Source organism: Alteromonas sp. KUL49 (genome assembly GCF_006538345.1).
Taxonomy (GTDB): Bacteria; Pseudomonadota; Gammaproteobacteria; order Enterobacterales; family Alteromonadaceae; genus Alteromonas.
The window spans coordinates 222,438-248,050 of record NZ_BJKL01000006.1 but is presented as its reverse complement, the minus strand read 5'-3'; the positions used below and the strand labels follow the sequence as shown (position 1 = coordinate 248,050).

Here is a 25,613-nt window from a genome sequence, read left to right as displayed (position 1 = left end):
TATGTCTAAGTCTATTATTCATACTGATAAGGCACCTGCCGCTATTGGTACTTACAGCCAAGCTGCTAAAGCTGGCACCACTGTTTATCTTTCTGGTCAAATTCCACTGGTACCCGAAACCATGGAGATGGTGTCTGACGTGTTTGCAGAGCAAGCAGTTCAAGTGTTTGAAAACATCAAAGCTGTGTGTGAAGCAGCGGGTGGTTCTACCGATCACCTAGTAAAGGTAAATATCTTCCTTACTGACCTTTCTCATTTTGCTACGGTAAATGAAATCATGAGCCAGTATTTCAGTCAGCCTTATCCAGCGCGCGCTGCTGTTCAGGTGGCAGCACTTCCAAAAGGTGCTCAGATTGAAATAGATGGCGTTATGGAGTTACCGGAGTAAGTTATGTCACCAGAGCGGTACCAGCGTATCCGAGATATGTTGGCTAAACGACAGACTGATTTAACAGTATGTCTTGAGAACGTACATAAACCTCACAATGTTTCAGCGGTTGTTCGCACCTGTGATGCCATTGGTATACACAGAGTACATACCGTGTGGGAAGACAAGTACAAACTTCGCGGCGGCACAGCGATGGGTAGCCAGCAGTGGGTGCGTCAAACTAACCACGATACTATTGGCGAAGCTATTGGTGAGTTGAAAGGTCAGGGAATGCAAGTCCTTGTGACTCACCTTTCTGAGAAGGCCGTAGATTTTCGAGAGATAGATTACACCAAGCCAACCGCTGTGCTATTTGGTCAGGAGAAATACGGTGTTACCGACGAAGCCATTGCTATGGCCGATCAAGACATTGTTATTCCCATGGTAGGTATGGTGCAATCGCTAAACGTATCTGTAGCAGCAGCCCTTGTACTTTACGAAGCCCAGCGCCAGCGTGAGCTGGCAGGGATGTACAACGAGCAGCACCTTGCCGAAGAAGAGTGTCAAACACTATTGTTTGAAGGTGGCTATCCTCGACTAGTGAATATGTGCAAACGCAAAGACGTTCCCTATCCACCTATTGATGAAAACGGTCATATCGCTGCGGATGAATCATGGTGGCAGCAAATGCAGATGTCTAAAGATGCTCTGTCTGCATTAAAAGAAGACGAAGCGAGCAAGTAATTCGTCGCTTAGTGAGATGCAAGAAAGTTCTGTATTCTTGCATCTCTCACATATTACGCTAACGCTTCTGCTTTAGCTTTTTCCATTGCATCGATCATGGTGTTTGAAAGTAAAGTATACGCTTCCGTCCATGCATCGAGTAACTCTTCATTCCACGCCTCTCCAAGACCTTTTTCTAATGTCCAGAGTAGCGATTCTCCTACGGGGCTAAAATGCGCGGGCTCAACACCGTAATCCAAGTGTTTTACACCGAGTTGTTGCACAATAGGAACGATTGCCGGAAGGTCAGATAACCCAATAACTGCTACCGCTAGGGTTTTCATCAGCTTTTTACCCTGTTCTTCCATGTTCGACGCATCGAACATAGGCTTAACCTCTGGTGCAACTTCGAAAAGGCGCCCGTAAAACAATTCAGCAGCGGTATCTGCAATGGGAACAACACTTTTAAAAGAAGTTTGTACTAAGGCGATTTTTTCGGGAGTCATGACTAATCCTTTAATTCATTGAAAGTGCATTACAAATTCGATTCAAGCTCTATACCAATTGGCATTGTTCAATAATTACAAACGGTTACGGTTTTAACCCGTGAAGTTAACAAGGCAAACATGCGCCAAGACAATACGCTTTGGTTTAAAGCGGTGCAAATGGTAAGTGGTCAACGTGCTATGTGTTTTCTCGCCTTATCAACTGCATACTTGTGCCAGTTTGATTAGGAAATATGCTAGTTACTTGATCATCAGACAGTGCCCAATGTTGCTTGAGCGCGGTTGCTATCCATCCAAAGGTGTTTGAAGTGGGCAAAAGGTCTCGCTTTTGAAAAAGAGAGGTTTCGTCAAGCCCTGGCCATTTACCAGCAATCGTTCCACCATTGATTGCGCCACCTAAAAAGAACATGTGACTTCCTGTACCATGGTCAGTACCTTGTGTACCGTTTTCTTTAACCGTTCGGCCAAACTCAGTGGCGACGCATACGACGGTACTTTCCCACAAATCACCAAGCTCTTTTTTCAACACAGCTAAACCATTATCGAGCTTTTTATTCATATTTGCAGTGCGTTGATTTTGATTTTGGTGGGTATCCCAGCCATTTAATTCTATGGCGGCAGCCTGCAGTGCTTCGCTGTGTTTGAAAAAAATGCCACAGTCGCGGCAAATCGCTGCAAAATTGTCGATACGCTTGGTAGAGCTTACTTCACCGCGAACAATGCTACGTGTTTCAAGGCCTTTTTGCAGTTTAGAAGACAATTCGTCATGACCTTCATACATAGTAGAAAGCGCTGAAAGTAAATTGTCGTTGGACTTACCGAGCTTGGTGGGATACCAGGTATCAACTTTGTCACTTGCCCCTTGCAAACTGATAGGTACTCTCATGGATACTGCTAGCGCATTGGTATTTCTGGCTTTAACAGCTCTAGCTAGCCAGCCTGAGTCAATTTTGGCACGGGACAGTCCTGACTCTAAGTAATCTTGTCCTGCAAAGTGCGACCGTGCTTTGTACCCACTTCCCACCGCTACGACTGGGAGAAGTGATTCTTGACCATACAAAGTGTGTAGGAAGTTGAGTTCTTTATGCAGTAAAAAGCCTTTGTCTAAGGGTAAAGCATCCGCTAGCGCGTCTTTATGAAGCGTTGGTCTCAGTTCTGTTAAGCGACTCTCAAAGGATGGAATTAGAGAATGAAGGCTATCAGTCGCTCCACGCAGAATCACCCAAATAAATGGTCTTCGCATTACTTCAGAATTTGAAACGGTAGACGCTGTTAATGGGCTTGATACCAGTGAAAGCGATGCTAAGGAAGAATGTAAAAATGCACGTCTATCCATGAATCACCTATAGAGAAAGTCAGGGCTGAGTAGCATGAGGGATGCGGATAGTTCTCGGTTTCCAGCGTTTTCAATCTGCATTAATCGTTGTGGCGGGAAATATGCTGCGCCTGTGTTAACCATCAAGCTTTCGATATCTAAGGGAACTCGACGTGTAAGCATATCAATCCAATCGACACGGGTGAGCAGCGCATAAGAGCTGTCCCACGCATAATCAAAGTCACTGTACCCTGCCGGAGAGTTGGCTTCTAATGGTGGTTGTCCAAAGCGCCGCAACCAAGGAATGGTTAACTTTTCTTCAACGGTAGAAGTATCTAATGCACGCAGCGTCGAAACCATAAACTCTCTCGGCGTTTTGAATTGCATCTCTTGAGATTGCCAAGTTAGGTTATGAAAAATTAATGTGTTCAGAACGCTGGTAAGTTCTCCTCCTGTGTTTAACCAGGTATCGACCATGGCGTCTACGACTTCCATAGGGGGAGTGTCATCAATAAAGTAGCGGGCGAGCTTTGTTGAGACATGCCTTGCTGTAGATGGGTGGTTGGCCAACATCGAAAGCACGGCCTCGCCTTGGCTTTGCCCCCCTTCGACAAAGGTTTTGCCGAGCACCGTTCTACTTCCCGGTTCGTGACCTTGTTTACGAAATGCGAAACCAGCTATTTCTCCATTGTTGCTATTACCGATACTCCACCCTGTAATGGCTTTGGCCATTTCAGTTACGTCACTTTGTGTGTACCCCCCATTGACGCCAAGGGTATGCAACTCAAGAATTTCTCGCGCTAAATTTTCATTTAAACCACTTTTTTTACCCTTGGGGCTGTTGGGGCCGAATGAACGCTCGTTGTTTAGGTAAACTAGCATGGCTGGATGTTGTTCAACGGCTATAAGCAGAGAGTCAAAGCGGCCGAGTATGTGAGGTAGTATGGCCTCTCGCTCAAAAGTGACAGAGAGTACTTTCATTACATCGCTACCACGACTCACGCTGAAGTGATTTGAGAAAAAGTCGAGTAACCGAAAAAGCACACCGTTAGAGGTATTCATTTGTGCTTCTATGAGAGAGAAATTAAAGCGATTGAATGTATCTATGGGTAGCTTGTTTGAAACGCGCTCGTAAGGCTTGTGAGTGATGGGATCAATGGGGGCTTCTCGACCATCTCTCTCAGCTCTCTTTTGTTTTTGTAGTAGCTGTACTTGAGCGAGTAATTGCTGAGACGACACTTCTGGAGCAAGCAACGAGGGTAGCAATGCCTCATCTAGCTGCGCTTTAACCCAGCCCATTGGATCAGTAAGAGCTGATGCATATTCGCCAGATTTCGCACCAATCGAAAATCGATTGAGTGCTCTATAAGCGAGTTGGTGGGGGGCTAGTTGATTTGCCATATTCAAAGGTGTCGAATCATGCTGAAACTATTGCTTCAATCATATAACACTGAGCCGACACGCTCTAGCGACAATGGTTACAATTTGTGCATCATTGGTCACTAACTTTATAACGCTCATAATGAAAAAGTAGTGAATTTTTTGCTCAAAATATGGTCGTAATTCTCAGAAATAGTGCTCGGCTTAATAACCAAACTCTGCGAAGTAAATGTATATCGATAAAGGATAACCAATGAAATACGGAATAATCATCATGTTGCTGGTATTCATCACTGGGTGTTATAGCCCTTCGGCAATGGACCAAAATGATGACATGCGACCCGAATTACAGCTGGGTTCTATTTGTAGACTTAATACTTGCCCTGATTGCTCGCCAGTAAGCTCTTGTCCACTTGCACAGCAAGAAATGAAAGGAATGTCATGCTCTTGTACAACCATTAATGGCATACAAACGGGCGTGGTTGAATGATGATTAACATCAATTTTTGGCGATTACCCCAGTAAGGAGAGCACAGCTTGTGGTCGCTGATTCGCTTGAGCGAGTAGGCTCGTGCTTGCTTGCTGAATAATTTGATTACTACTGAGGCTCGCTGTTTCTTCTGCGAAGTCGGTATCACGTATTCGACTGCGGGAATTAGAGAGATTTTCAGCGATGTTAGATAAGTTGCGGATCGTAGATTGAAATCGATTCTGCGTAGCCCCAAGTTCAGCCCTAACCGAGCCAACGCGCGATAGTGCCCCATCAATCGTATCCAAAGGGCCCGCATCTGGCTCTTCAAACCCACTCGACGTCACTGTCCCAAAGCTTGATGTAAACGGAAAAGTAGAGTTAATCTCGGTTTCGTCGGTATTAATGACTACCTGTATATTGTCTGCTGAGGAACCATTGTCAAAAACAACCTCTGCGGCGCCGGGAGAGAACAGGTTACTGCCTAAGGCAGCGTTTAATGCATCTGTGGTGTTGTTTACCGCATCACCGATGCTGGCGTTAAAGCTGACATTAACCACCGAAAACGTATCACCGCCGTCAGAAGAAATCAGCACTTGCGCCGAAGTCGTAGTTAAAGGAAACTCGAACGCAAAATATTCGTTAAAAGCCAGTGTAGAGGGCGACTGAGTGAAAGTAATGTCGGAGCGTGCAATAGAGCTGCCACCACTATCAGTCGTGACATCTAGTCCAGTAATGCCCAGTCCATCAGTACCAAAACCGGCCCCTGAAAATTGCGTCAAACCAACATCAATTTTTTGTCCGGCATTCGCGCCAACTTGAAAAGTAGAGCTGAACATACCATCCAATAATGTTTTGCCCGCAAATTGAGTGTCAGACGAAATTCTGTTTATTTCGGCCAATAGTTCAGTCACTTCTTGTTGCAGCGCTTGTTTATCGGAGTCGCTATTAATGCCATTTTGAGACTGTACTGAGAGCTGCCTGAGTCTTTGAAGGTTTGTTGTGACTTCAGCTAGTGCACCTTCCGCCGTTTGCACAAGAGATATACCATCATTAGCGTTCCTCACGCTTTGGTTTAACCCTTGAATTTGAGACGTCATTCTATCTGAGATTTGTAGCCCAGCCGAATCATCTGCCGCACTATTTATACGAAAACCAGAAGACAGACGTTCGAACGCAGTAGACAGTTCTTTTTGAGAATTAAATATCTGTCGTTGCGCATTCATCGACGAAATATTCGTGTTGACAAACAAGCTCATTATCTACGTATCACTTCCATATTGTTATTATAACTGCCTGATTTTTTATGATTAATATCCAAAGGCAAAACTATCGACGATGATTCTTTTCCGCGCGCGAATGTTGTTCGACAGTCTCTTCTGAGGAATATGTTGGCGAGCGCGAACCCACGGAATATTACCTTATCGTCAGTTGTTGAGATTTGTTTAGAAAATAGATTACGGACTTTATTGGGGAGGTTGTTAGCCATAAGCACTGTATACCTGTCCATAATCAGTCTCGCTAATACAGGCGCAATCCTTTACACTCTTTGCTAGTGAAATCATAAGTTTGATTTAAGGTTGCCCGTATCATGCAATCACTTGCTGCTACTCCTATCACGGCACTTAAGGGAGTAGGTTCAAAAGTGGCTGAAAAGCTCAATAAACTGGGTTTATTCACGGTTCAAGATGTTTTGTTCCACTTACCTCATCGGTATGAGGACCGCACGCGCATATATGCTGTGGCTGAGTGCCGTCCATTCACTCACGTGAGTATTCAAGGCGAAGTGAAGAGCGCCGACATTCAATATGGCAAAAAGCGCATGTTTGTGGTTAAAGTCAGTGACGGTAGCGGCACTATCACTCTGCGCTTTTTTCATTTTGGTGCTGTTCAGCGGTCAATGATGACACCGGGAAATACGGTGCGGTGCTTCGGTGAAATCCGTACTGGAAAATTCGGATTAGAGATGATGCATCCGGAGTTCAGTCTAGTCGACAAAGATGCTGAATTAGAAGAGCTAGCCTTGACGCCTGTCTACCCCACCACAGAGGGTGTAAAACAACTTACGCTGCGTAATCTTACCGACCAAGCGTTGCAGATGTTGCAAGACGGTGGGCTAGCTGATCTTCTTCCTGAAGGTCTGTATGACGAGCAAATTAGTTTGATTGAAGCATTGATGCTAGTGCATCGCCCGCCAGCAGATACTGATTTAACCGATATAGAAGAGGGGCAACATCCGGCACAGTATCGCTTGATTTTAGAAGAATTACTTTCCCATCATTTGAGTGTGCTCAAAGTGCGCAAGCAATCAGATGCACAGCCCGGTATTGCAATAGCTGTTGACCAAACTTTGATCGATAAAATGCTCGCACAATTACCCTTTTCTCCCACAGGCGCACAGCAGCGAGTGGTTACTGATATTCAGCAGGATATGGTGAACCCACGACCCATGATGCGTTTAGTCCAAGGGGATGTAGGCTCTGGAAAAACACTTGTTGCAGCACTTGCGGCACTGTCTGCTATTGGTGCGGGCTATCAGGTAGCGTTAATGGCTCCTACAGAATTGTTGGCGGAACAGCATGCAAACAATTTTAGAGGATGGCTGGAGCCACTGGGTATCGAGGTCGGTTGGCTGGCAGGGAAGCTCAAAGGAAAAGCGCGGGACGAAGTGCTCAGCAGATTAGAAAATGGTGACATTCAAATGTTGGTAGGTACTCATGCCATTTTTCAAGAGCAAGTCACCTATCAAAATCTCGCTTTGGTTATTGTTGATGAACAACATCGATTTGGCGTGCATCAACGTTTAGCGTTGCGCGAAAAAGGCGAGCAACAAGGTCGCTTTCCTCACCAACTTATCATGACAGCAACGCCTATTCCTCGCACCTTGGCAATGACGGCCTATGCTGACTTGGACACTTCCGTAATTGATGAGTTACCGCCGGGTAGAACGCCAGTGACTACCGTTGTGTTACCAGACACTCGGCGGGCAGATGTTATTGAAAGGGTGAGAACGGCCTGTAAAGAAAACGGCCGCCAGGCGTACTGGGTATGTACACTCATTGATGAATCAGAGGTGCTTCAGTGTCAAGCTGCTGAAGATGCGGCCGTGACTTTACGTACAGCATTACCCGATTTGAAAGTCGGATTGGTACATGGTCGGCTAAAAGCCGCTGAAAAAGCACAGGTAATGGCGGATTTCAAAGCGGGTGATTTAGATTTATTGGTGGCAACTACTGTTATCGAAGTCGGAGTTGATGTGCCCAATGCCAGTATCATGATCATTGAAAACCCTGAACGACTTGGGCTAGCTCAATTGCATCAGCTAAGAGGGCGCGTGGGTCGAGGTGCGGTAGAGAGCCAATGCGTGCTTATGTACCAAAGCCCGCTATCCAAAACGGCGACTCAGCGTTTAGGTGTGTTGCGAGAATCAAATGACGGCTTTTATATTGCACAAAAAGATTTAGAAATAAGAGGTCCAGGTGAGTTTATGGGAACTCGCCAAACGGGTATGGCAGAATTGAAGATTGCCGATTTAATGCGTGATGCCTACTTGATCCCTCAAGTACAGGATATCGCCAATACACTCTGGTCTAGTTATCCATCTCATGCTCAGGCTATCATTAATCGCTGGATAGGACACAAAGAACAATATGGTCATGCCTAAACTTATTCCTTTGCGAATTGCGAGTGACAGCGCTCCAAACGACGCCTTGCTCGGCCGCCAGATCAGTGAGCACTGGTCATTTCCGATTATCGATGATAGCCCGCAAACACTGTATCTCGAGGTTGTAGATGGCACCCTCGGGCTTGTGGACGGAGAAGAGAAAAAAGTAAACCCCGTCGTTGTGGACTTTGCCTCTCCCGCGAGCATGTATCGTAAAGCTCATGGTGGTGGTAAAAAAGAGGCTATCGTGAAAGCTATTGGCTTGAAAGGTGCGGAGCATTGGCATGTGGTTGATGCTACACCTGGGCTGGGGAGAGATGCCTTTGTTTTGGTGTCTGTGGGATGCCATGTGAGTATGATAGAAAGATCCCCTGTGGTGGCTGCCTTATTGGAAGATGGTATACGCCGATTGGCTATTGAATACCCTGAACTTGCCGAGAGAATGACACTTCATCATGGAAATAGCGCAGAGGTAATGCAATACTGGAAGGATGGTGACGTGGATGCCATCTACCTAGATCCCATGTTTCCTCATAGAAAAAAGTCTGCTTTGGTTAAAAAAGAGATGCGAATTTTTCAGCATTTGTTGGGGCACGACCCCGATGCTGATGCGTTGCTAGCACCCGCACTATCGCTCGCTAATGCGAGGGTTGTTGTAAAACGGCCAAACAGTGCAAGCGTACTGGCTGAGATTAACCCGACCATGGCAATAGAAAGTAAAAAACATAGGTTTGACGTATACTTATGTAACAAGAATTAGGAGAGCGTCATGATAGAAGTGGGAAGCGCGTTACCAGAAGTAGAATTTACTATCTTGGAAGATGGTAAGGTTAAGAATTATAGAACTGATGAGATTTTTGAAGACAAACGCGTTGTAATGTTTGCGTTGCCTGGCGCATTTACACCAACGTGCTCACAGTCTCATTTACCGGGTTATGTTGCTCTGGCCGATAAGATCAAAGAAAAAGGTGTAGACCTCATCATTTGTCTTTCAGTTAACGACGCATTTGTAATGCATGCCTGGGGCGAAGCTAATAATGCCGATGAAATCATGATGCTTGCTGATGGCAATGGTTATTTTACCCGCCAGATTGGACTTGATATGAATACGGGTGATTTTGGTGGCATTCGTTCACTGCGTTATTCAATGTTGTTGGAAGACGGAATCATTAAGCAATTAAACGTAGAAGACCCTGGCCAATTTGAAGTCAGTGATGCTCAAGCAATGCTTGATAGCCTGTAACAATAAATAAATCCAACGCGAGTCAGAGCATTACTGGCTCGCATCTAATCTACACAGCTATCCTTTCAAAAACCAAATATCCCTCAGATACGTAGACTTAAACCAAAGGTTATCTTTACTTGGTTAATGATAATTAATATCATTTAGGGAAATGATAGAGGAATAGAAAGAATGAAAAAATTTACCGCACTGTTGAGCGCGTCAGCAATCGCCATATCAGTATTTACAGGTCAGGTATCGGCCAATGGTGAAATTGGTGATCATGTAAACAACCTTCACGCCCACCTGAAAGAGTACAATGAAGAAGTACAGTGGCTGGTAGGAAAATACGACAGTGTAGTAAATGCCTATGAAGCAAAACCTGAGAGTGTAGATTCCGATTCTTTGATCGAATACTGGGAAGAAGTAGATTTTCACTCAGCTATCGAAACTCAATATGTGCCTATTTATGCCACAATTTGGCAAGGAATTTATGGCGTAAAAATGGCTATGGACAATGGTTCAGACATTAACCTAGTTCGACAAGAGCAAGACAAGCTGAATCAAGCCTTGTGGCAAGCTTTAGGTGCAGTTAAACTTGCGTCCCAGTATCAAAAGAAAGGCTTGGTTGCTGCAGTGCAAACCACTGAATCCGAGCCTACGACAGCACCTGAAGTGCTAGAAGATATCAAACAACGCCTTGACCGAGTGGTGGCAAAATATGCCGAGCAACTGACAGAAGTTGCTACCACCTTGGTTCACGATACCTACCTGCAACGTTTTGAAGGTGTTGAAGGCGCACTTATCGCGCTAAACGCAGACCTTGTTGAAGATCTCGAAAAAGACTTTAACGTAACGCTTCCTCAAGCCATCAGCCAAGACAAAGGCGTGGACGCGGTGAGAAGCGTAGTTGAGTCTATGCAGGACAAGATTGATGTTGCAAAAGGACTTCTCGAAGCCGCAGAGCAACAACGCAGAGACGTATTTTAAACGCCAATTATTAATGGCTAAAAGCTAAGGGCTACTATGCAGCGCAGAACATTTCTTCAGGGACTAGCGGCGTCAGGTTTACTTGCTGGCGTTCCAATGAGTGTCTTCAGCGCTGCGTCGGCCATGCCCTCAGTATCTGTTGAGCAACTCCCTAAGTTAGTTGGCGATCTTACTTTGTATCTTGGTCGTGGCGAAGGCGGCTTGTACGAGAATGTACTCGACGCGATAAAAAAGCGGAACCCAGATTTAAATCTACAAATTCGTCGCGGTGCATCAGCGGCATTGGCAAATACCATAGTTGCTGAGGCAAAAGCGGGCGTACGTAGAGCTGATTTGTTTTGGGCAGTAGATACAGGTTCTATTGGTCTTGTTACTGATGCTGGAGTAGCGCAGCCATTACCGTCAGATTTGCAGTCGCAGTTACAAGCAGGGTTTCAGTACCCTAGTTGGTCGCCTGTGACTGGGCGAGTTCGTACCTTACCCTATAACACCCAGCGCCTTACGCCAGAGCAAATCCCTGACGACGTGATGGCTCTGGCGGACAGTGACCTTGCAATTGGCTGGGCGCCAGCGTATGCATCCTTTCAATCTTTCGTAACAGCGATGCGTTTGCTCGAGGGCGAAAAGGCAACATCTGATTGGTTAAAAGGTGTGAGCCGAAACGCTAAAAAATACGCAGGCGAATTAGGCGTTGTTATGGGGGTTGAACGAGGTGAAGTTGACCTAGGTTTTGCTAACCATTACTACACGTTGCGTTTAAAGTCGGGTAAACCCGATGCCAATGTAGATCTTGCATTTACCAAGGGTGATGCGGGTTGTTTGGTCAACGCGTCAGGTATTGTAGCTTTGAGTGAAGGTGACCTTCCCACTAACTTCATCCGATATCTACTGACCACCGAAGTACAATCATACCTCGCCTCAGAGGCTTACGAGATCCCGTTGGTTAATGGTGTTAGTGCGCCATCGGCACTGCCGTCTCTAGACACAATAGCACCACCAGAATTAGACCTTCGAAAGCTCGCTGATTTGCGCCCAACCTTAAACTTAATGAGAAAAGTCGGCGTACTGTGACAAACTGGCCTAAATCTTATCCTTTCGCGCTAGTCATAGCGCTTATTGCCATATTGCCCGTAGGCGTGCTCGTCTCGCTTGCTTCAGATACGTCTACTTTGTTCGATGCTCATAATCTAAGGGTACTAGGTAATACACTGGCACTGATGGGTCTTACCGTATTAGGCTCTCTACTCATTGGTGTACCTTTAGCCATACTAATGGCTTATGTAGAAATGCCTTTTAAGCGCTTCTGGTTAGTACTACTTGCTGCACCTCTGGCATTGCCGAGTTACCTCGGTGCATTTGCCCTGTATTTTGCCTTTGGACGTGGTGGAGAAATTGATAACCTTCTTGGTATTACTTTGCCAGCTGTCAATGGTCTATGGGGCGCGGCGCTAGTGATGTCCTTGTATACCTATCCATTCGTCATGATGACAACCCGTGCTTCATTGCTAAGTCTAGATGGTAGCTTAGTGAATGCTGCAAGAACTCTGGGACTATCGCTACCCCAAAGCTTATGGCGCATCGTACTTCCTCGGGTAAAAAACAGTATTGCAGCAGGGGCCTTACTTGCGGCCCTCTATGCCTTATCTGATTTCGGTACACCCGCTATCATGGGGTTAGATACGTTTACCCGTGTTATTTTTGTTGAATACAATGCTTTTGGATTAAGTCAGGCGGCGATGCTGTCTTTACAATTGATGTTGATTGTTGTGTTGATCCTCTTTATCGAGTCACGTATTGGCGTAAATAAAGAACGTCCGGGCAGACACCTTTCATTATGGCCAGCATCATGGCAGCGCAATCTTATGTTAGCGGCCAGCTTGCCCGTTGTGTTTCTCGCGATTGTTATGCCCTTGGGAATATTCTTGTTGTGGCTTGTTCGCGAAGGCGCTGGTGGTTTTGAGTTCCAGTTTGCCATTAACTCCGCCTATGCGTCGGTGCTAGCGGCAATCGTGGCAGTCGTGCTTGCCATTCCTGTGGCGCAGGCTGCGGTTGCAGGTAAAGCTGGACGCATTATGGAGCGTACTACCTACTTTGGTTTTGGCGTGCCTGGCATCGTTATGGGAACAGCACTCGTCTACCTTGGCTTGCAAATCCCATTTATGTATCAAACCTTGGGGTTACTTGTTGCAGCTTATGTGCTTAGATTCATTCCCTTGGCCGTCGGAACGGTAAGAACCACCACCGAGAATCTAGATTCTGGATTAATTAATGCGGCTCGGGTGTTAGGCGCCAGTCCCCGTGAAGCATTTATGCGTATTACCTTACCGCTGACCTTAAAGGGCATGATTGCTGGCGCGGCTTTGGTGTTTCTTGAAGCTATGCGAGAGTTACCTGCCACGCTCATGCTAGGGCCCACTGGGTTTGAAACACTAGCTACCTACTTATGGCGCGTTTACGAGGCGGGATATTTTGGGCGCGCTGCAGTACCAGGTTTGCTATTGGTACTCCTGTCTGGATTGGGATTAGTATTAATGCTTTCCGGAGAGGGGCGCAGTAACTTTTCAGTTTCTGAGGAAAAAGATCGCTAATGTTGAATGTGAACGGCCTGACCGTGCGTTACGGAAGTACCACCGTTGTTAACCAGTTAGATGTTACTTTGGGTAGCGATGAAATCCTGATGCTAGTGGGTCCCACGGGATGCGGTAAAACCACCATACTTCAAGCGTTAGCCGGACTTATTCCTATCTCAGAGGGACAAATTCAGTTAGGTAACTGGACGTCGTCAGCAGCGAAACATGTGCCGCCAGAAAAACGCAATGTGGGAATGGTGTTTCAAGACTTTGCACTGTTTCCACACCTTACTGTTGAGCAAAACATCTGCTTTCGCTTAAAAGACACCAAGCTTGCTGATCATTGGATCGACTTACTTGGATTGTCAGCATTTCGCGACGCCAAGCCCGCTCGGCTCTCTGGTGGTCAAAAACAGCGGGTTGCGCTAGCAAGAACGTTAGCTCATGAACCTTCTTTTGTATTGCTGGATGAGCCCTTATCAAACCTTGATGCAGCACTAAAAGACAGTCTGCGTTGGGAGATTCGGGAAGCGCTAAAAGCAGCTGGAGTTCCGGCTATTTGGGTAACGCACGATCAAGACGAGGCGCTTTCCATCGGCGACCGAGTTGGTGTACTCAATAAAGGCATTTTGGAACAAATTGATACACCTGAAACTTGCTATGCTGCACCAGCCAGTCGATTCGTCGCACGCTTTTTAGGAGAAGCGAGCTTTATTCCTGGTAGCCTCAGCAATGGCAAGGTGACAACTGAAATCGGTACTGTATTAGGTACGCCTATCGATGACCCCACTGATAGCGTTGATCTGTTAGTGAGGCCTGACGATCTAGCACTAACAGCCGCATCAGATGCGGTTAATGGCGAGGGAAATGGCACCGTTGATTGGGTACGCTTTGAAGGTGAAAGTCGATTGTACGCAGTAACACTCGATACAGGTGCACAGTTAAAAGTAAGAGTTAGCCACGAAAACGCCATTAAGCCTGGCGAACGAGCAGTGTTGTCATTAACCACCACTCATCCCCTGGCTGCCTTTTCACCTGTTGAGAAATCAGGCGAATAACTCTGAGTTAACTGTCCTCGTTGACCACAATGACTTTACGATGCGGGAACGGAATTTCTATGTTGGCGTCGTCTAGGGCTTTTTTCACTTGCTCTGGTACTGAGTACAACACGTCAAAATAATGCTCGCCGTTGCAAAATGGCCTAACGAGAAAGTCCACTGAGCTATCATTAAGCGTTTCAACCTCGACGAAGGGCACTGGCTCCTTTAATACATGGGGATGGTCTGCCAAAACCTTATTGATAACCGCCTTGGCTTCTTCAATGTTTTCGTTGTAAGCAATACCAAAATGCATATCTACACCACGCTGTTTGTGGTGTGAGTGGTTGATAATCTGCTCTCCCCAAATTTGACTGTTTGGAATGATAATGTGCTGATTGTCAAAGGTTTGCAGTATGGTGGTGAACATGTCGATTTCAGTAACTTTACCAAACTTCCCTGCAGCATCGACAAAGTCATTGACCTTATACGGGCGGAAAATCAATAGCATTACGCCTGCGGCAAGGTTCGACAGAGTGCCCTGAAGTGCTAAACCTACCGCTAAACCTGCAGCGCCCAATAATGCGATTATCGAAGCAGTTTGAACACCAAAGCGGTTAAGCACGGCAATACCTACAAATGCCAGCACTGTATAGCGAGCAACGCTGCCAAAGAATTTAAACAGCGTGTCATCCAATTGTGGGTAGTGATTAGCGATTGCCACAATTCCTTTATAGGCCTTGCCGGCAACCCATATACCCACTATTAAAATCACTAGTGCCAGCAGAATGTTCGTTGCCCATGCTAGTGCTGCAGGTAAGTATTGATTAATATCTAGTGAAGCAAAAAACTCTTCCATTGTACGTGTCCTTTTAAAGATGCGGGTTTCATTTGTCGCTATGCATAGGTTAGCGCAAACCACGATAAACACTATTCTAAGTTTTTTGCAATTAGGTTGATTCTACTTGAATTGGCTCCATCCGGATAAGTTCAGGTTATGGCATAACTTGGCAAGATACCGATTAACCTTCGTAATCACACTATCTTTTTTAATCTGCAATGTAGGCGCTTTCTGTCTTTCATTGAGGGAGTTATCTGCATTTTGAATCAGCATAGTCACATTTCCTTTGTTGTGTTCACATGCCGATATTTTGTGCGTTCTTTGTATACATCTCCAACGATAAGAATTAATCTGTAATATAAGTTAATCTTATTTTATTCTTTGGTTATGGATAAGCGTTTACGCTGGCTAAACAACCTTTTGTGTTTTGAAGTTGCCGCTAGACACCAGAGCTATAGTCGTGCAGCTCAAGAGTTGTTTGTGTCGCAGGCTGCAGTGAGTCAACAAATGCGACAGCTAGAAAAGAACCTCGGGGTGTCGCTCTTTCGTCGCAAGGCACGAAAAATGGAGCTGACTCCTCAAGGCCATACGCTCTTACAAGCCTGTCAGAAAGGTTTTTCAGAAGTTGTTCACGGGCTAAACCAAGTGCAAGAAGAGCCTATTGAAGGCGATCTTACGGTAAGTTCTACTCAGGCCTTCTGTGCTTTATGGTTGGTGCCACGGTTGTATGAGTTTTTCAGTGCAATATCCACAGATTAATGTGAATGTGCAGGGCTCTAATCATGTAGAGGACTTGCGGGAAGGGAAAGTTGACCTTGCTGTGCGTTTTAGTACCACCACTGAAAAGCTCAAAAGCCCGTTATTGAACGTAGACGTTGTTGGCGATGATGCCTGTTATCCGGTTTGTACGCCAACACTGCAATCTCGGCTGAGTATTCATCACCCTGAACACCTATTGAAAGTCCGTTTGTTGAGCTTGGAAGGTGAAAGCGTAGTTAATTGGGAGTCTTGGTTTGAGCATGTCGGTGTGAGTTTCACACCGAAAAAGCTGCAAAAAACCTTGGTCACATCGAGTGACTTGTCATTAAGCGCAGTACTCGCTGGTCATGGCGCTATGTTGGCGTCTGACATTATGGTGGGTAGTTATCTGCGTTCAGGGCAATTGGTCAAACTCAGTGATATACCTCATCCCGCTCGCTGGAAATCACATTTGGTATCACTTAAAAACTCGCCCAAGCAAAAACGCATACAAATTTTCAGTAATTGGATAAAAGAGCACTTAGTTAATGAAGCCATATAGGTGAAATAACGTATAATCCAGCCCTGTAGTCATAGTGATAGCAAGAAGGGTTAGTAAGTGTCAGTAATCAAGCGTGATGTCATCGTCATTGGAGCGGGAGCCGCTGGGCTATTTTGCGCTGCGCAAGCGGGAGCTCGAGGGCGCAACGTTGAAGTGCTCGATCACGCTAAAAAGATCGGCCGCAAAATTCTTATGTCAGGTGGTGGTCGATGCAACTTCACCAACATGTATGCAGAGCCTGATAACTTTCTATCGAATAACCCGCATTTTTGTAAATCGGCACTCAGTCGATATACCCAATGGGATTTTATTGGATTAGTAGCAAGCTACGGTATTGCTTATCACGAGAAAACCTTAGGACAGCTATTTTGTGACGACTCTGCGAAAGATATTGTTAATTTACTCGAGAGTGAATGCGCTAAAGCAGATGTCACAATTACCACACGCTGTGAAATATTATCCGTAGAAAAAGTCGCATCAGGTTTTGTGGTGAACACGTCATTAGGTATGTATGAATGTAAGTCGTTGGTCATTGCGACGGGCGGCTTAAGTATGCCTAAGCTCGGTGCGTCACCCTTTGGTTATCAAATAGCGGAAAAATTTGGTTTACCCGTGCTTCCCACTCGTGCAGCGCTCGTTCCATTTACGCTGCATGAAAAAGATAAATCGGTACTTGCGGAACTCAGCGGTATTGCCGTTGATGTAGCTGCCTCGTGCAATAACACGTCATTTAAAGAGGCCATGCTCTTTACCCACAGAGGTTTAAGCGGCCCGTCTATGTTACAAGTTTCTTCTTATTGGACACCGGGTGATGAAGTAGAAATAAACCTGATGCCTACCCAAAGTGCAAGCGAGCTTATTGAAGACGCGCGCACCAACAACCCCGATGCACAACTGGCTACTTGTTTAGGCAAGGTATTTCCCAAACGTATGGTGCAAAGCTTCATTGAGTTAAATGGATGGCGTAACGTACCGGTAAAACAGCTTTCTCACGCCGAATGCAGTGAAATTGCAGATACGCTGCAAGAATGGAAAATCAAGCCGAATGGCACCGAAGGCTATCGTACCGCAGAAGTTACCTTGGGTGGCGTAGACACGGATGCTCTATCGTCTAAAACTATGATGGCTAAAGATGTAGACGGCCTTTACTTCATCGGTGAAGTCGTCGACGTAACAGGTTGGCTAGGCGGCTTCAATTTCCAATGGGCGTGGAGTTCAGGTTGGGCCGCAGGTCAGGTTGCTTGATTGTTTTTAATTTAATGTGATTATTTTTGATTGATTGTGTTACTGTTGGGTAATCCTTAACTCCACTTCAATCATTATGAACGTATTAAAACGCATCTGGTTTTTCCTCGTTAGCACACTCGTGGTATTGCCTTGTTTTTCAGTGATGGCTGCGCCCAATGAAAGCGCCTCTCCCAAAATCTCTGTGCAGCTGCATTCTGTTCGAGATCAGCTAAGTGAAGATTTTGAAGGTACGCTTCGCGCTATTGCTGAAATGGGATTCGATGGTGTTGAGTTTGCTGGTAGATATGGCAAGTTTCAAGATGATCCTGAGGGCCTTAAAGCATTTCTTGACGAGCTAGGTTTGGAAGTGAGCGGTATGCATGCGGGCCTTCCTCAGTTGATGGGAGAGAAGGGCGAGCGCAATATTGCTTTCTTCAAAGCATTGGGCGCAAAAAGCGTGATTATTCCTCATGATAAACGCGTTAATAATCCTGAAGAAATAGATGCACTCATTGCTGATTTGCTGACTATCTCCACCTCTCTCGAGCGAGTGGGTATGCAATTGGGATATCACAATCATGCCAAGGAGTTTGAACCGTTCAACGATGAAACGTTCTGGGATTATCTCGCCAAAAATACCCCATCAAATTTTATATTACAGTTAGATATTGGATGGGCGATATACGCGGGCTTTGACCCCATTGCACTGTTTAAAAAATATCCAGGTCGTACGTTAACCTCTCATTTCAAACGACGATCATACCAAGGAAAACCGAGTACAGTACCTGCCGATACCAAGATAATCATTGGTACTGATGAATCTGATTGGGGTGCTTTTGTAGATGCTGCACACCGATACGCAGGCGCACAGTGGATTGTCGTTGAACAAGAGGAATACCCAGAAGGAATGACGCCACTAGAGTCAGTAGAAGCATCATTTAATGGGTTGAAAGCGGCAATAGACGAAGGGTAGTCTCAATTCGTATTTCTCTTATTTACCTGATATAACAAGAACGTGTTGAACCATAAATAATTACAAAGCAAAGCATTGCTACATCAACACCACAGTCCAGGGAAATAAAGAGAAATACAATGATAAAAAAAATTCTGAAAGGAACGGGGATCGTTATTGGTACGAGCGCGTTTTTAGCTGGTGCGTTTGCAGGCCATGAATGGTATGCAGAGAAGCCCTTCTTCTTTAATAACTACCTCAATCGCGAGATGGTTAAGTTTGCATTTAAAGATCCTGAAACCCTGTCATCGTTGGGTTTTTTAGAATCTCTTGGCATAAAAGGCCATAACGCCCATCTCGATGATGTTGCCCTAAAAAATTCAGAGGAAATGTTCAAAGCATTTCAAGCATTTGGTGAAGGTTTAGATCAATATCCAGATGAAGACTTAGATCCGAACCAGCTTATCTCTAAGAAGGTAGTGAAGTACCTTACAGACCTTCTCACTGATGCGGAACCGTTCAAATATCACTACTATCCAGCCAACCAAATGTTTGGTATTCAGAGTGGCTTTCCAAGCTTTATGGAGTCTACTCACCAAGTAAACACGCTGGAAGACGCAGAGCATTACATTTCGCGACTCAGTCAATTAGAGCGAAAGTTTACCCAGTATTTAATCGACTTACGATTGCGTGAAGAAGCCGGTGTTATTCCTCCTAAGTTTGTGATTCAACGCGTGCTAGAACAAATGCGTGACTTCATTGGCACACCAGTCGAAGAAAACATTCTTTATACCTCACTAGAAGAGAAGCTGAGTAAGCTAGAAGATGTGACGGACGAAGAAAAACAGGCAATTTTGTCCCAAGCCGTTGAGCAAATTAACGGCAGTGTCACTGCTGGCTATAATTTGTTTATCGACTACTTTGCCGAGTTAGAAACCAAGGCTGGCGAAGATCATGGTTTTTGGCAGCACCCCAGAGGTGATGAAGCGTATCAGTTAGCACTCAGGTTGTTTACAACCACAGATTACACGCCAGAGTATATTCACAACCTTGGGCTTGAAGAAGTTGACAGAATCCAAGGGGAGATCCTCACAATTCTAGCGTCTTTGGGCTTTGATACGTCGGTAGGATACACCGATGCCATGGCTGCTTTCACTGAAGACCCAAAATTTTACTACGAAGACAGTGACGAAGGTCGTGCGCAAATATTAGCTGATTATCAGACCATTCTTGATGAGATTAATGAAGGCATCAACGGTGCATTTAATGTGCGTCCAGAAGCGGGTATGGAAGTGGTGCGAATTCCTGAGTTTAAAGAGAAAACCTCTGCAGGAGCTTACTATCAAGGCCCGTCGTTAGATGGCAGTCGTCCAGGGCGATTCTTTGCAAACTTATACGATATAAAGGCGACACCTAAGTTTGGTATGCGCACCTTGGCCTACCACGAGGGTATTCCGGGCCATCACTTCCAAATTGCTATTGCTATGGAATTGGAAGGTATGCCCTTTATTCGTCGTTTCGCGCCATTTACCGCTTACTCAGAAGGTTGGGCGCTTTACGCCGAACAAGTGGCTTATGAACAAGGATTTCAGGAAAATCCAGAAGACAACATTGGTCGTTTAGTCGCTGAGCTATTTCGTGCGGTGCGTCTGGTGGTAGATACCGGTATGCACCACAAGCGTTGGACGCGCGAAGAGGGTATCGATTACATGTCTCGCAATACAGGTATGGCAATGAGTGATGTCGTTGCTGAGATTGAGCGTTACTTAGTTATGCCTGGCCAAGCTACATCCTACAAAGTGGGTATGATAAAAATCTTGGAGCTACGCAGTTACGCGCAAGAGCAACTTCAAGAGGATTTTGATATTCGCGAATTCCACGATGTTGTGCTGAAGAATGGCGGTTTACCATTATCACTGCTTGAAGAAGTGGTGAAGCAGTACGTTGCAGACAAGCAGACTAGCTAAGTTAGCATTTACGGTGAGCTGAGTGCTCACCGTGCTCGTCAAAAAGCTATGATTGCTTTTCTTTCTGCTCTATTTCGGCCCACAAAGCTTCCGCTTCGGCCGTTATCATTGAGTACGATTTAATATCACCATTTCGTTGAGCGTGCATGGCCTTCTCAAGCAATGCATCGTATTGCTTCCTCATTTTTTTCGTCGGATTACCTTTAAATAGACCAAACATGGTTCACCTCAATTGCAGTTTTGATGCACTTAAAACGATGCAACGTATGAGGCCGATCACATATTAATGAATATTTAGAGCGTGTTGACCTTTGCGGTACACTTTTTGTTCATTCCAAGTGAGTCTCAGGCAATAAACGAGGAGCGTAGTTTGGTTATTCCAAATTAGTAACGAGTGAAGCAGCATGAGACTCACTTGGATGAACCTTTCAGGCAGCGATTGTTTGTCATTTATACGGCGTCACTACTCACTTATGTAGATGACTACACGACGTGAGTACTTCCTTGCCTAAATGACAAACACTTCGCTGCAAAAACGTACAGAAAAGGTCAACACGCTCTAGACACAGATGAGTTTTGAGAATAAAAAAAGCTATTCGACAAGCACCGTCAAATAGCTTTTTGTGGTGATTATTTGGCGCGTGGGCTTAGTTTAGTTGAGCGCGAATTTCTTCAATCAGCATGGTAATTCGCTCAGCATTTTTGCCGAGGTCACTCATGCCAACGCGAGATTTACTGCGAACGTCAACGAGTGTGTTATCACCCTGTGCGGTAAGACGAATAACTACATCGTCTTTGAAGCCAAACCACAAAGTAGTATCTGTTGCTTCCAATGTATTGGGCTTTGCACCTTCGGTAACGCGCTCCCATCCAAGACTGGTGATGGCTTTTTCAGAAGCAGCATAAACTGCGTCGATTGACTGAGACATTAACTGTGTTTTTATTTCTGGGTATGCTTCAACCTGTTGACGGGTAATGTCACCACCCTCATAAGTAATCGGGTTTGGAGCATCGGCCCTAAGAGGCGCAACGGCAACAAACTCAGGCGGATTGAATACATCGGTAGTAATGTCATGAATTGGCGGTACTGAGCTCGCTTTACTCATCATGCTCACAGGCATGCCTACAGCCACAACTGCTAGAATACCGTAAACGAATAAGCTACCCCACTTAGGTGCTGCTTCCCCACGACGTCTGCGTGACTTATAAGTAAGTAATACGTGAAGGATGATTAGAATAATTGCTGCGCCGCCGACAAATACGCCGTATCTCAATAGCGTGAACGCAATACCAAGGCTTACACCTGCGAATTGATACAATGGCCCCGGCAGGATAACCATTAAAAAACCAACTATGCTGGTTAGTGCGATAAGTGCTCTCACAAAAGCTCCTAGTTATTGTTGTAATGATAAGACTACTTTAACAGCGAATCGTATGTTCTGGTTCAGTTTTCTGCATAAAAAGTGCGAATATACGATTGATTACATGGTGAATAGTTTAGGCATGCACTAATTGCACACATTGTCTCTGCTAACCCAAGGAGTATAGCGTTGAACACTACAAATGACACAGCTGCCTTTATCTCGATACTCGTAGATACATTGGGCGATATGAGAGAAGCTATGGTGACAGGGATTAAAGAGTACGAACTTATTCACACTCTACAACAACCTCCTTATTGTTTGTTCGACGAAAAGGCACTGAGCGCGTCCGACACTTTGTTCCAAGCACATTTTTTACTTTTTCACGGTCTTTATTTGCTCCGTCGTCAATGGAGGTCTGAAGGGGTGGGTGAGTTGGACATCCATACTACCAACATTCAATTGATGCCAAACGTTACCGCTGAAAAAGCACTGACAAGTGAAGATCCACTGGAAGTCTACTATCTTGATTTGGATACGTTAGCGTCTACGTCTAGTGATGACGTGGATAAGCTAATTACTGATTTTTGGCGCATGATGCAGGGACAAAGCTTGAGCCCATTGAGCCAATTGGCGGTTAAACATGCTCATGGTGTACTCCAATTACCTATCGATGCTGATTCACCGCCGAGTCGAGTACAGTTAAAAACTGCTTATAGAAAAAGACTACATCAGATCCACCCTGATAAAGGCGGAAGCGCTGAGGACGCAAAAGCGCTGATCAATGCATATAACGACCTAGTAAGACACTACACAGGGCTATCGTAGTGTGTCTACGACCAATCGCTTATATGTCTTATGTTTACCTTAACTGAAAATAGCGAAACAATGTGCCAAGATGATGACCATAAGTAGTGACAGGATATCGCCTCATGATTCATAAGCTTCCGCCTGAACCCGATTGGCACAAATTGATTAAGTCTGGATGCCGCGCCTTTTTGGGGGGCAATGCTTCTGTACCTTATGCACTTGTTCAACACCTTATTGATAACAGCCAAGGGTTTAGTGACATTGAGCTGGTGCATATGTTGGCATTAGGAGACACCCGCTGGGCACAAGAGCAATATAAAAGCCTGTTTAAAGCGAACACCTTTTTTATTGGCGGCGATGTTATCAGGAACGCTGTAGATGAGGGTAGAGCTGACTATACGCCAGTGTTTTTGTCTGAGATATCAAGCTTGTTCAGAGACGGTACACTGCCACTAGATGTCGCGTTAGTGAATGTTAGCCCTCCGGATGAGTTTGGCTATTGCTCGTTGGGCGCAGCCGTAGACATTAGTATGTCAGCGGTGAGGCAATCTTCTTTGGTGGTGGCGCAAATTAATGATTGTGTGCCAAGAACTTCAGGCCATTCCTATATTCATATTAGCGAAATAGATGCGTGTATTGAGGCCTCTGAACCTCTCATTGAAGTCGCTCCCGAACCCATAGATTCTGTGGCCGAGCGCATTGGACAGTACGTAGCAATGTTGGTGGACGATGGCGCAACATTGCAGTTTGGGATCGGTAAAATTCCCAGCGCAACACTCAAGTATCTGTGTAATCACAGAGAGTTGGGTATCCACAGTGAAATGCTCACAGACAGTGTTATTGAGCTGATTTCGTCGGGAGCGGTCACTAACCGCAAAAAGAATTTCCATCCCGGAAAGGTCGTTACCAGCTTTGCTATTGGCACTCAAAAACTTTACGACCTTATTGATAAAAACCCGCACATAGAATTTTACCCCAACAGCTATGTTAACAAGCCGACTAACATCGCCAAGAACGACAATATGATAGCCATCAATAGCGCCTTGGAGGTTGATTTAACCGGGCAGGTGGTGGCCGATTCCATTGGCTATGATTTTTATAGTGGTATTGGTGGTCAGGTAGACTTTGTGACAGGGGCGTCTATTAGCAAAGGTGGTAAGCCTATCATTGCATTGCCCTCAACGGCCAAGGGCGAGAGTATTTCTCGGATAACACCAAGAATTACCGAGGGTGCAGGGGTTGTTACCTCTCGCGGAAATGTGCATTACGTGGTGACTGAGTATGGTATTGCCTCACTAAAAGGTAAGAGTATTCGAGAGCGGGCGTTAGAACTGATTCGAGTGGCACATCCGAAATTTAGGGCTCAACTTCTCGATGAAGTTCGACAACATTATTGGGTGCCTCACTATCAAGAAAAACACCCCACAGATATTCCCGAATTAGGTGCTATTCAATTGCAAAAGCTCGACGTCAAAGGCGAGACTTACTACATGAGGCCCCTTAATCCTGCTGATGAACGTCGACTACAGGAGTTTTTCTATTCCCATACTAAAGAGACGTTGAGGCTTCGTTATAACTACGATCCTAAACAGATGTCACGGGAAAAATCATGTAACTTGGTCAGTATCGACCAGTCAACCGATGCGGCGCTTTGTATTGTTCGTCAAGAAGGTTCGAGAATTACCATTCACGCTGTGGGGCGTTTTTATTTCTACGAGCAAAACAATACCTGTGAGGCAGCTTTTGTCACACGGGAAACACAACAAGGAAAAGGTATGGCGAGTCGCCTACTTAATGAGCTGATAAACATTGCCTCTAAGCGAGGTATTAGCAAGATGTCAGCGTATGTCAGGGGAGACAATAAACCAATGATTACTATATTTGAGCAAGCAAAATTTAAGCGTGTGTTTACCGGCGATCCCAGTGAGGTTGAGCTCATTCGTAACTTGGAGGATAGCGAATGACAGTGCGCTTGTTTCGATCAAAAAAGGCGACCTTGTATGACTATGGCCCTGATCATCCAGAGTCACCTGATAGAGTTTACGCTATAGAGGATCAGTTACTTAGCTCTGGATTGGATTTTAGTTGCGAGCATCAAGACGCAGAACCTGCTTCAATAAAACACCTTTTACTCGCTCACAGTTTTGAACATGTCGACGGACTAATGACTAAGTCTAGCGTGCTCCAGCCAGATGAAACCGTATGGATTGATGATGATACTGGCATGACAAAAGACACCTTTGAAGCAGCTTTGTTGTCAGCAGGAGCCGGTGTTAATGCTGTCGATTGGGTTATGGCTGGGAACAATCGTCATGGGTTTTGTTTGACCCGGCCGCCTGGACATCATGCCACTAAAGACCAAGCTATGGGGTTTTGCTTTTTCAACAACGTTGCGGTTGCCGGTTACTATGCATTGTCTCACTATAACCTCAGCCGTGTTGCCATTGTTGATTTTGATGTGCATCACGGTAATGGTACGGAAGACATTGTGTCTGGCGATGAGCGGATCCTCTTTTGTTCTAGCTTTCAGCATCCCCTGTATCCTCATACCGACATTGAACGTACAGCGAGTAATGTGTTGAAAGTTCCCCTTGATGCGGGAACAACGGGCAATGATTTTCGTCAAAAAGTTGCCTTTTGGTTTGATGAGTTAGCGACTTTTGCACCGGAGTTAGTACTGGTGTCGGCCGGGTTTGATGGTCATTCAGAAGACCCTATGGCCCATATGCGACTAGTTGAATCAGATTACTATTGGATAACGCAAAAGATAGCGCAGCTTGCGTACAATTCGAGTAACGGTAGGGTGGTCAGTATGCTTGAAGGTGGTTATGACAACAGCGCTTTATCGCGAAGTGTAGTCAGTCATTTAAAAGCATTGATGGCTTACTGACTTGGAAACGGCGTAAAGGCCA

The 25,613-nt window shown here is 45.4% G+C and carries 25 protein-coding genes; 18 read left to right on the top strand and 7 right to left on the bottom strand.

Annotated elements, in window-relative coordinates; translation table 11 throughout:
• Position 1 precedes the first annotated feature (1 nt).
• Positions 2 to 388, top strand: a complete 387-nt coding sequence (locus EYS00_RS12535) for a RidA family protein (RefSeq protein ID WP_130637075.1) — start codon at positions 2 to 4, stop codon at positions 386 to 388.
• Between the two features lie 3 nt (positions 389 to 391).
• Entirely contained in the window at positions 392 to 1,111 is a 720-nt protein-coding gene (trmH, locus tag EYS00_RS12530) for a tRNA (guanosine(18)-2'-O)-methyltransferase TrmH (RefSeq protein WP_130637072.1), read from the top strand.
• A 53-nt stretch (positions 1,112 to 1,164) separates the two neighbouring features.
• Here trmH and EYS00_RS12525 read toward each other — a convergent pair whose 3' ends face one another.
• From EYS00_RS12525 to EYS00_RS12515, 3 genes are all read right to left on the bottom strand, one after another.
• Positions 1,165 to 1,596 carry a globin family protein gene (locus tag EYS00_RS12525; protein ID WP_130637070.1) on the bottom strand — a complete coding sequence of 144 codons (432 nt, stop codon included), beginning with the start codon at positions 1,594 to 1,596 and terminating at the stop codon, positions 1,165 to 1,167.
• A gap of 178 nt (positions 1,597 to 1,774) precedes the next feature.
• Positions 1,775 to 2,932: a DUF1501 domain-containing protein gene (locus EYS00_RS12520; protein WP_130637067.1), complete on the bottom strand. Its 1,158-nt coding sequence runs from the start codon at positions 2,930 to 2,932 to the stop codon at positions 1,775 to 1,777.
• Positions 2,933 to 2,935: 3 nt separating this feature from the next.
• On the bottom strand, positions 2,936 to 4,312 hold the full coding sequence (locus EYS00_RS12515) for a DUF1800 family protein (RefSeq protein WP_130637065.1): 1,377 nt from the start codon (positions 4,310 to 4,312) through the stop codon (positions 2,936 to 2,938).
• 232 nt (positions 4,313 to 4,544) lie between these two features.
• Between EYS00_RS12515 and EYS00_RS12510 the strand changes: the two genes are divergently transcribed.
• A complete protein-coding gene (locus EYS00_RS12510; protein WP_130637063.1) occupies positions 4,545 to 4,781 on the top strand; it encodes a hypothetical protein in 237 nt (78 codons plus the stop codon).
• Between the two features lie 23 nt (positions 4,782 to 4,804).
• On the opposite strand, the gene EYS00_RS21200 is transcribed toward EYS00_RS12510, so the two are convergent.
• Complete coding sequence (locus EYS00_RS21200; protein WP_130637061.1) at positions 4,805 to 6,019, bottom strand: flagellin; 1,215 nt, start codon at positions 6,017 to 6,019, stop codon at positions 4,805 to 4,807.
• 332 nt (positions 6,020 to 6,351) lie between these two features.
• On the opposite strand from EYS00_RS21200, the gene recG reads away from it, so the two are divergent.
• From recG to EYS00_RS12470, 7 genes are all read left to right on the top strand, one after another.
• On the top strand, positions 6,352 to 8,424 hold the full coding sequence (gene recG, locus EYS00_RS12500; protein WP_130637059.1) for an ATP-dependent DNA helicase RecG: 2,073 nt from the start codon (positions 6,352 to 6,354) through the stop codon (positions 8,422 to 8,424).
• The gene (locus EYS00_RS12495; protein WP_130637057.1) at positions 8,417 to 9,184 is read left to right on the top strand and encodes a class I SAM-dependent methyltransferase; all 768 of its coding nucleotides are present in this window, start codon (positions 8,417 to 8,419) and stop codon (positions 9,182 to 9,184) included. Before recG ends, EYS00_RS12495 begins: the two co-directional genes overlap by 8 nt.
• A gap of 9 nt (positions 9,185 to 9,193) precedes the next feature.
• On the top strand, positions 9,194 to 9,667 hold the full coding sequence (locus EYS00_RS12490) for a peroxiredoxin (protein ID WP_130637055.1): 474 nt from the start codon (positions 9,194 to 9,196) through the stop codon (positions 9,665 to 9,667).
• Between the two features lie 171 nt (positions 9,668 to 9,838).
• Positions 9,839 to 10,636 (top strand): hypothetical protein, encoded by a 798-nt coding sequence (locus tag EYS00_RS12485; protein WP_130637053.1) that lies wholly within the window; start codon positions 9,839 to 9,841, stop codon positions 10,634 to 10,636.
• A 36-nt stretch (positions 10,637 to 10,672) separates the two neighbouring features.
• Positions 10,673 to 11,707 (top strand): extracellular solute-binding protein, encoded by a 1,035-nt coding sequence (locus EYS00_RS12480; RefSeq protein WP_130637051.1) that lies wholly within the window; start codon positions 10,673 to 10,675, stop codon positions 11,705 to 11,707.
• Positions 11,704 to 13,224 carry an iron ABC transporter permease gene (locus EYS00_RS12475; protein WP_130637049.1) on the top strand — a complete coding sequence of 507 codons (1,521 nt, stop codon included), beginning with the start codon at positions 11,704 to 11,706 and terminating at the stop codon, positions 13,222 to 13,224. The genes EYS00_RS12480 and EYS00_RS12475 overlap by 4 nt, the downstream gene beginning before the upstream one ends.
• On the top strand, positions 13,224 to 14,264 hold the full coding sequence (locus EYS00_RS12470) for an ABC transporter ATP-binding protein (RefSeq protein WP_130637047.1): 1,041 nt from the start codon (positions 13,224 to 13,226) through the stop codon (positions 14,262 to 14,264). Before EYS00_RS12475 ends, EYS00_RS12470 begins: the two co-directional genes overlap by 1 nt.
• Before the next feature lie 7 nt (positions 14,265 to 14,271).
• Here the strand turns inward: EYS00_RS12470 and EYS00_RS12465 are convergent, their stop codons facing one another.
• A complete protein-coding gene (locus tag EYS00_RS12465) occupies positions 14,272 to 15,102 on the bottom strand; it encodes a mechanosensitive ion channel family protein (protein WP_130637045.1) in 831 nt (276 codons plus the stop codon).
• Positions 15,103 to 15,471: 369 nt separating this feature from the next.
• Between EYS00_RS12465 and EYS00_RS12460 the strand changes: the two genes are divergently transcribed.
• The 5 genes from EYS00_RS12460 to EYS00_RS12440 all read left to right on the top strand — a co-directional run bounded on the left by EYS00_RS12460 (position 15,472) and on the right by EYS00_RS12440 (position 20,530).
• Positions 15,472 to 15,843 carry a LysR family transcriptional regulator gene (locus EYS00_RS12460; protein WP_130637043.1) on the top strand — a complete coding sequence of 124 codons (372 nt, stop codon included), beginning with the start codon at positions 15,472 to 15,474 and terminating at the stop codon, positions 15,841 to 15,843.
• Complete coding sequence (locus EYS00_RS12455) at positions 15,812 to 16,384, top strand: LysR substrate-binding domain-containing protein (protein WP_130637041.1); 573 nt, start codon at positions 15,812 to 15,814, stop codon at positions 16,382 to 16,384. The genes EYS00_RS12460 and EYS00_RS12455 overlap by 32 nt, the downstream gene beginning before the upstream one ends.
• 57 nt (positions 16,385 to 16,441) lie before the next feature.
• Entirely contained in the window at positions 16,442 to 17,629 is a 1,188-nt protein-coding gene (locus tag EYS00_RS12450; RefSeq protein ID WP_130637039.1) for an NAD(P)/FAD-dependent oxidoreductase, read from the top strand.
• A gap of 76 nt (positions 17,630 to 17,705) precedes the next feature.
• On the top strand, positions 17,706 to 18,584 hold the full coding sequence (locus EYS00_RS12445; RefSeq protein ID WP_130637037.1) for a sugar phosphate isomerase/epimerase: 879 nt from the start codon (positions 17,706 to 17,708) through the stop codon (positions 18,582 to 18,584).
• A 119-nt stretch (positions 18,585 to 18,703) separates the two neighbouring features.
• A complete protein-coding gene (locus EYS00_RS12440) occupies positions 18,704 to 20,530 on the top strand; it encodes a DUF885 family protein (protein WP_130637035.1) in 1,827 nt (608 codons plus the stop codon).
• 46 nt (positions 20,531 to 20,576) lie between these two features.
• On the opposite strand, the gene EYS00_RS12435 is transcribed toward EYS00_RS12440, so the two are convergent.
• Complete coding sequence (locus EYS00_RS12435) at positions 20,577 to 20,750, bottom strand: DUF6435 family protein (RefSeq protein ID WP_130637033.1); 174 nt, start codon at positions 20,748 to 20,750, stop codon at positions 20,577 to 20,579.
• Positions 20,751 to 21,177: 427 nt separating this feature from the next.
• On the bottom strand, positions 21,178 to 21,912 hold the full coding sequence (locus EYS00_RS12430) for a DUF1499 domain-containing protein (protein ID WP_130637031.1): 735 nt from the start codon (positions 21,910 to 21,912) through the stop codon (positions 21,178 to 21,180).
• Positions 21,913 to 22,080: 168 nt separating this feature from the next.
• On the opposite strand from EYS00_RS12430, the gene EYS00_RS12425 reads away from it, so the two are divergent.
• The 3 genes from EYS00_RS12425 to EYS00_RS12415 all read left to right on the top strand — a co-directional run bounded on the left by EYS00_RS12425 (position 22,081) and on the right by EYS00_RS12415 (position 25,591).
• Positions 22,081 to 22,719 (top strand): DNA-J related domain-containing protein, encoded by a 639-nt coding sequence (locus EYS00_RS12425; RefSeq protein WP_130637029.1) that lies wholly within the window; start codon positions 22,081 to 22,083, stop codon positions 22,717 to 22,719.
• A 104-nt stretch (positions 22,720 to 22,823) separates the two neighbouring features.
• Positions 22,824 to 24,665: a bifunctional acetyl-CoA hydrolase/transferase family protein/GNAT family N-acetyltransferase gene (locus EYS00_RS12420; RefSeq protein WP_130637027.1), complete on the top strand. Its 1,842-nt coding sequence runs from the start codon at positions 22,824 to 22,826 to the stop codon at positions 24,663 to 24,665.
• Positions 24,662 to 25,591: a histone deacetylase family protein gene (locus EYS00_RS12415; protein ID WP_130637025.1), complete on the top strand. Its 930-nt coding sequence runs from the start codon at positions 24,662 to 24,664 to the stop codon at positions 25,589 to 25,591. The genes EYS00_RS12420 and EYS00_RS12415 overlap by 4 nt, the downstream gene beginning before the upstream one ends.
• Positions 25,592 to 25,613 lie beyond the last annotated feature (22 nt).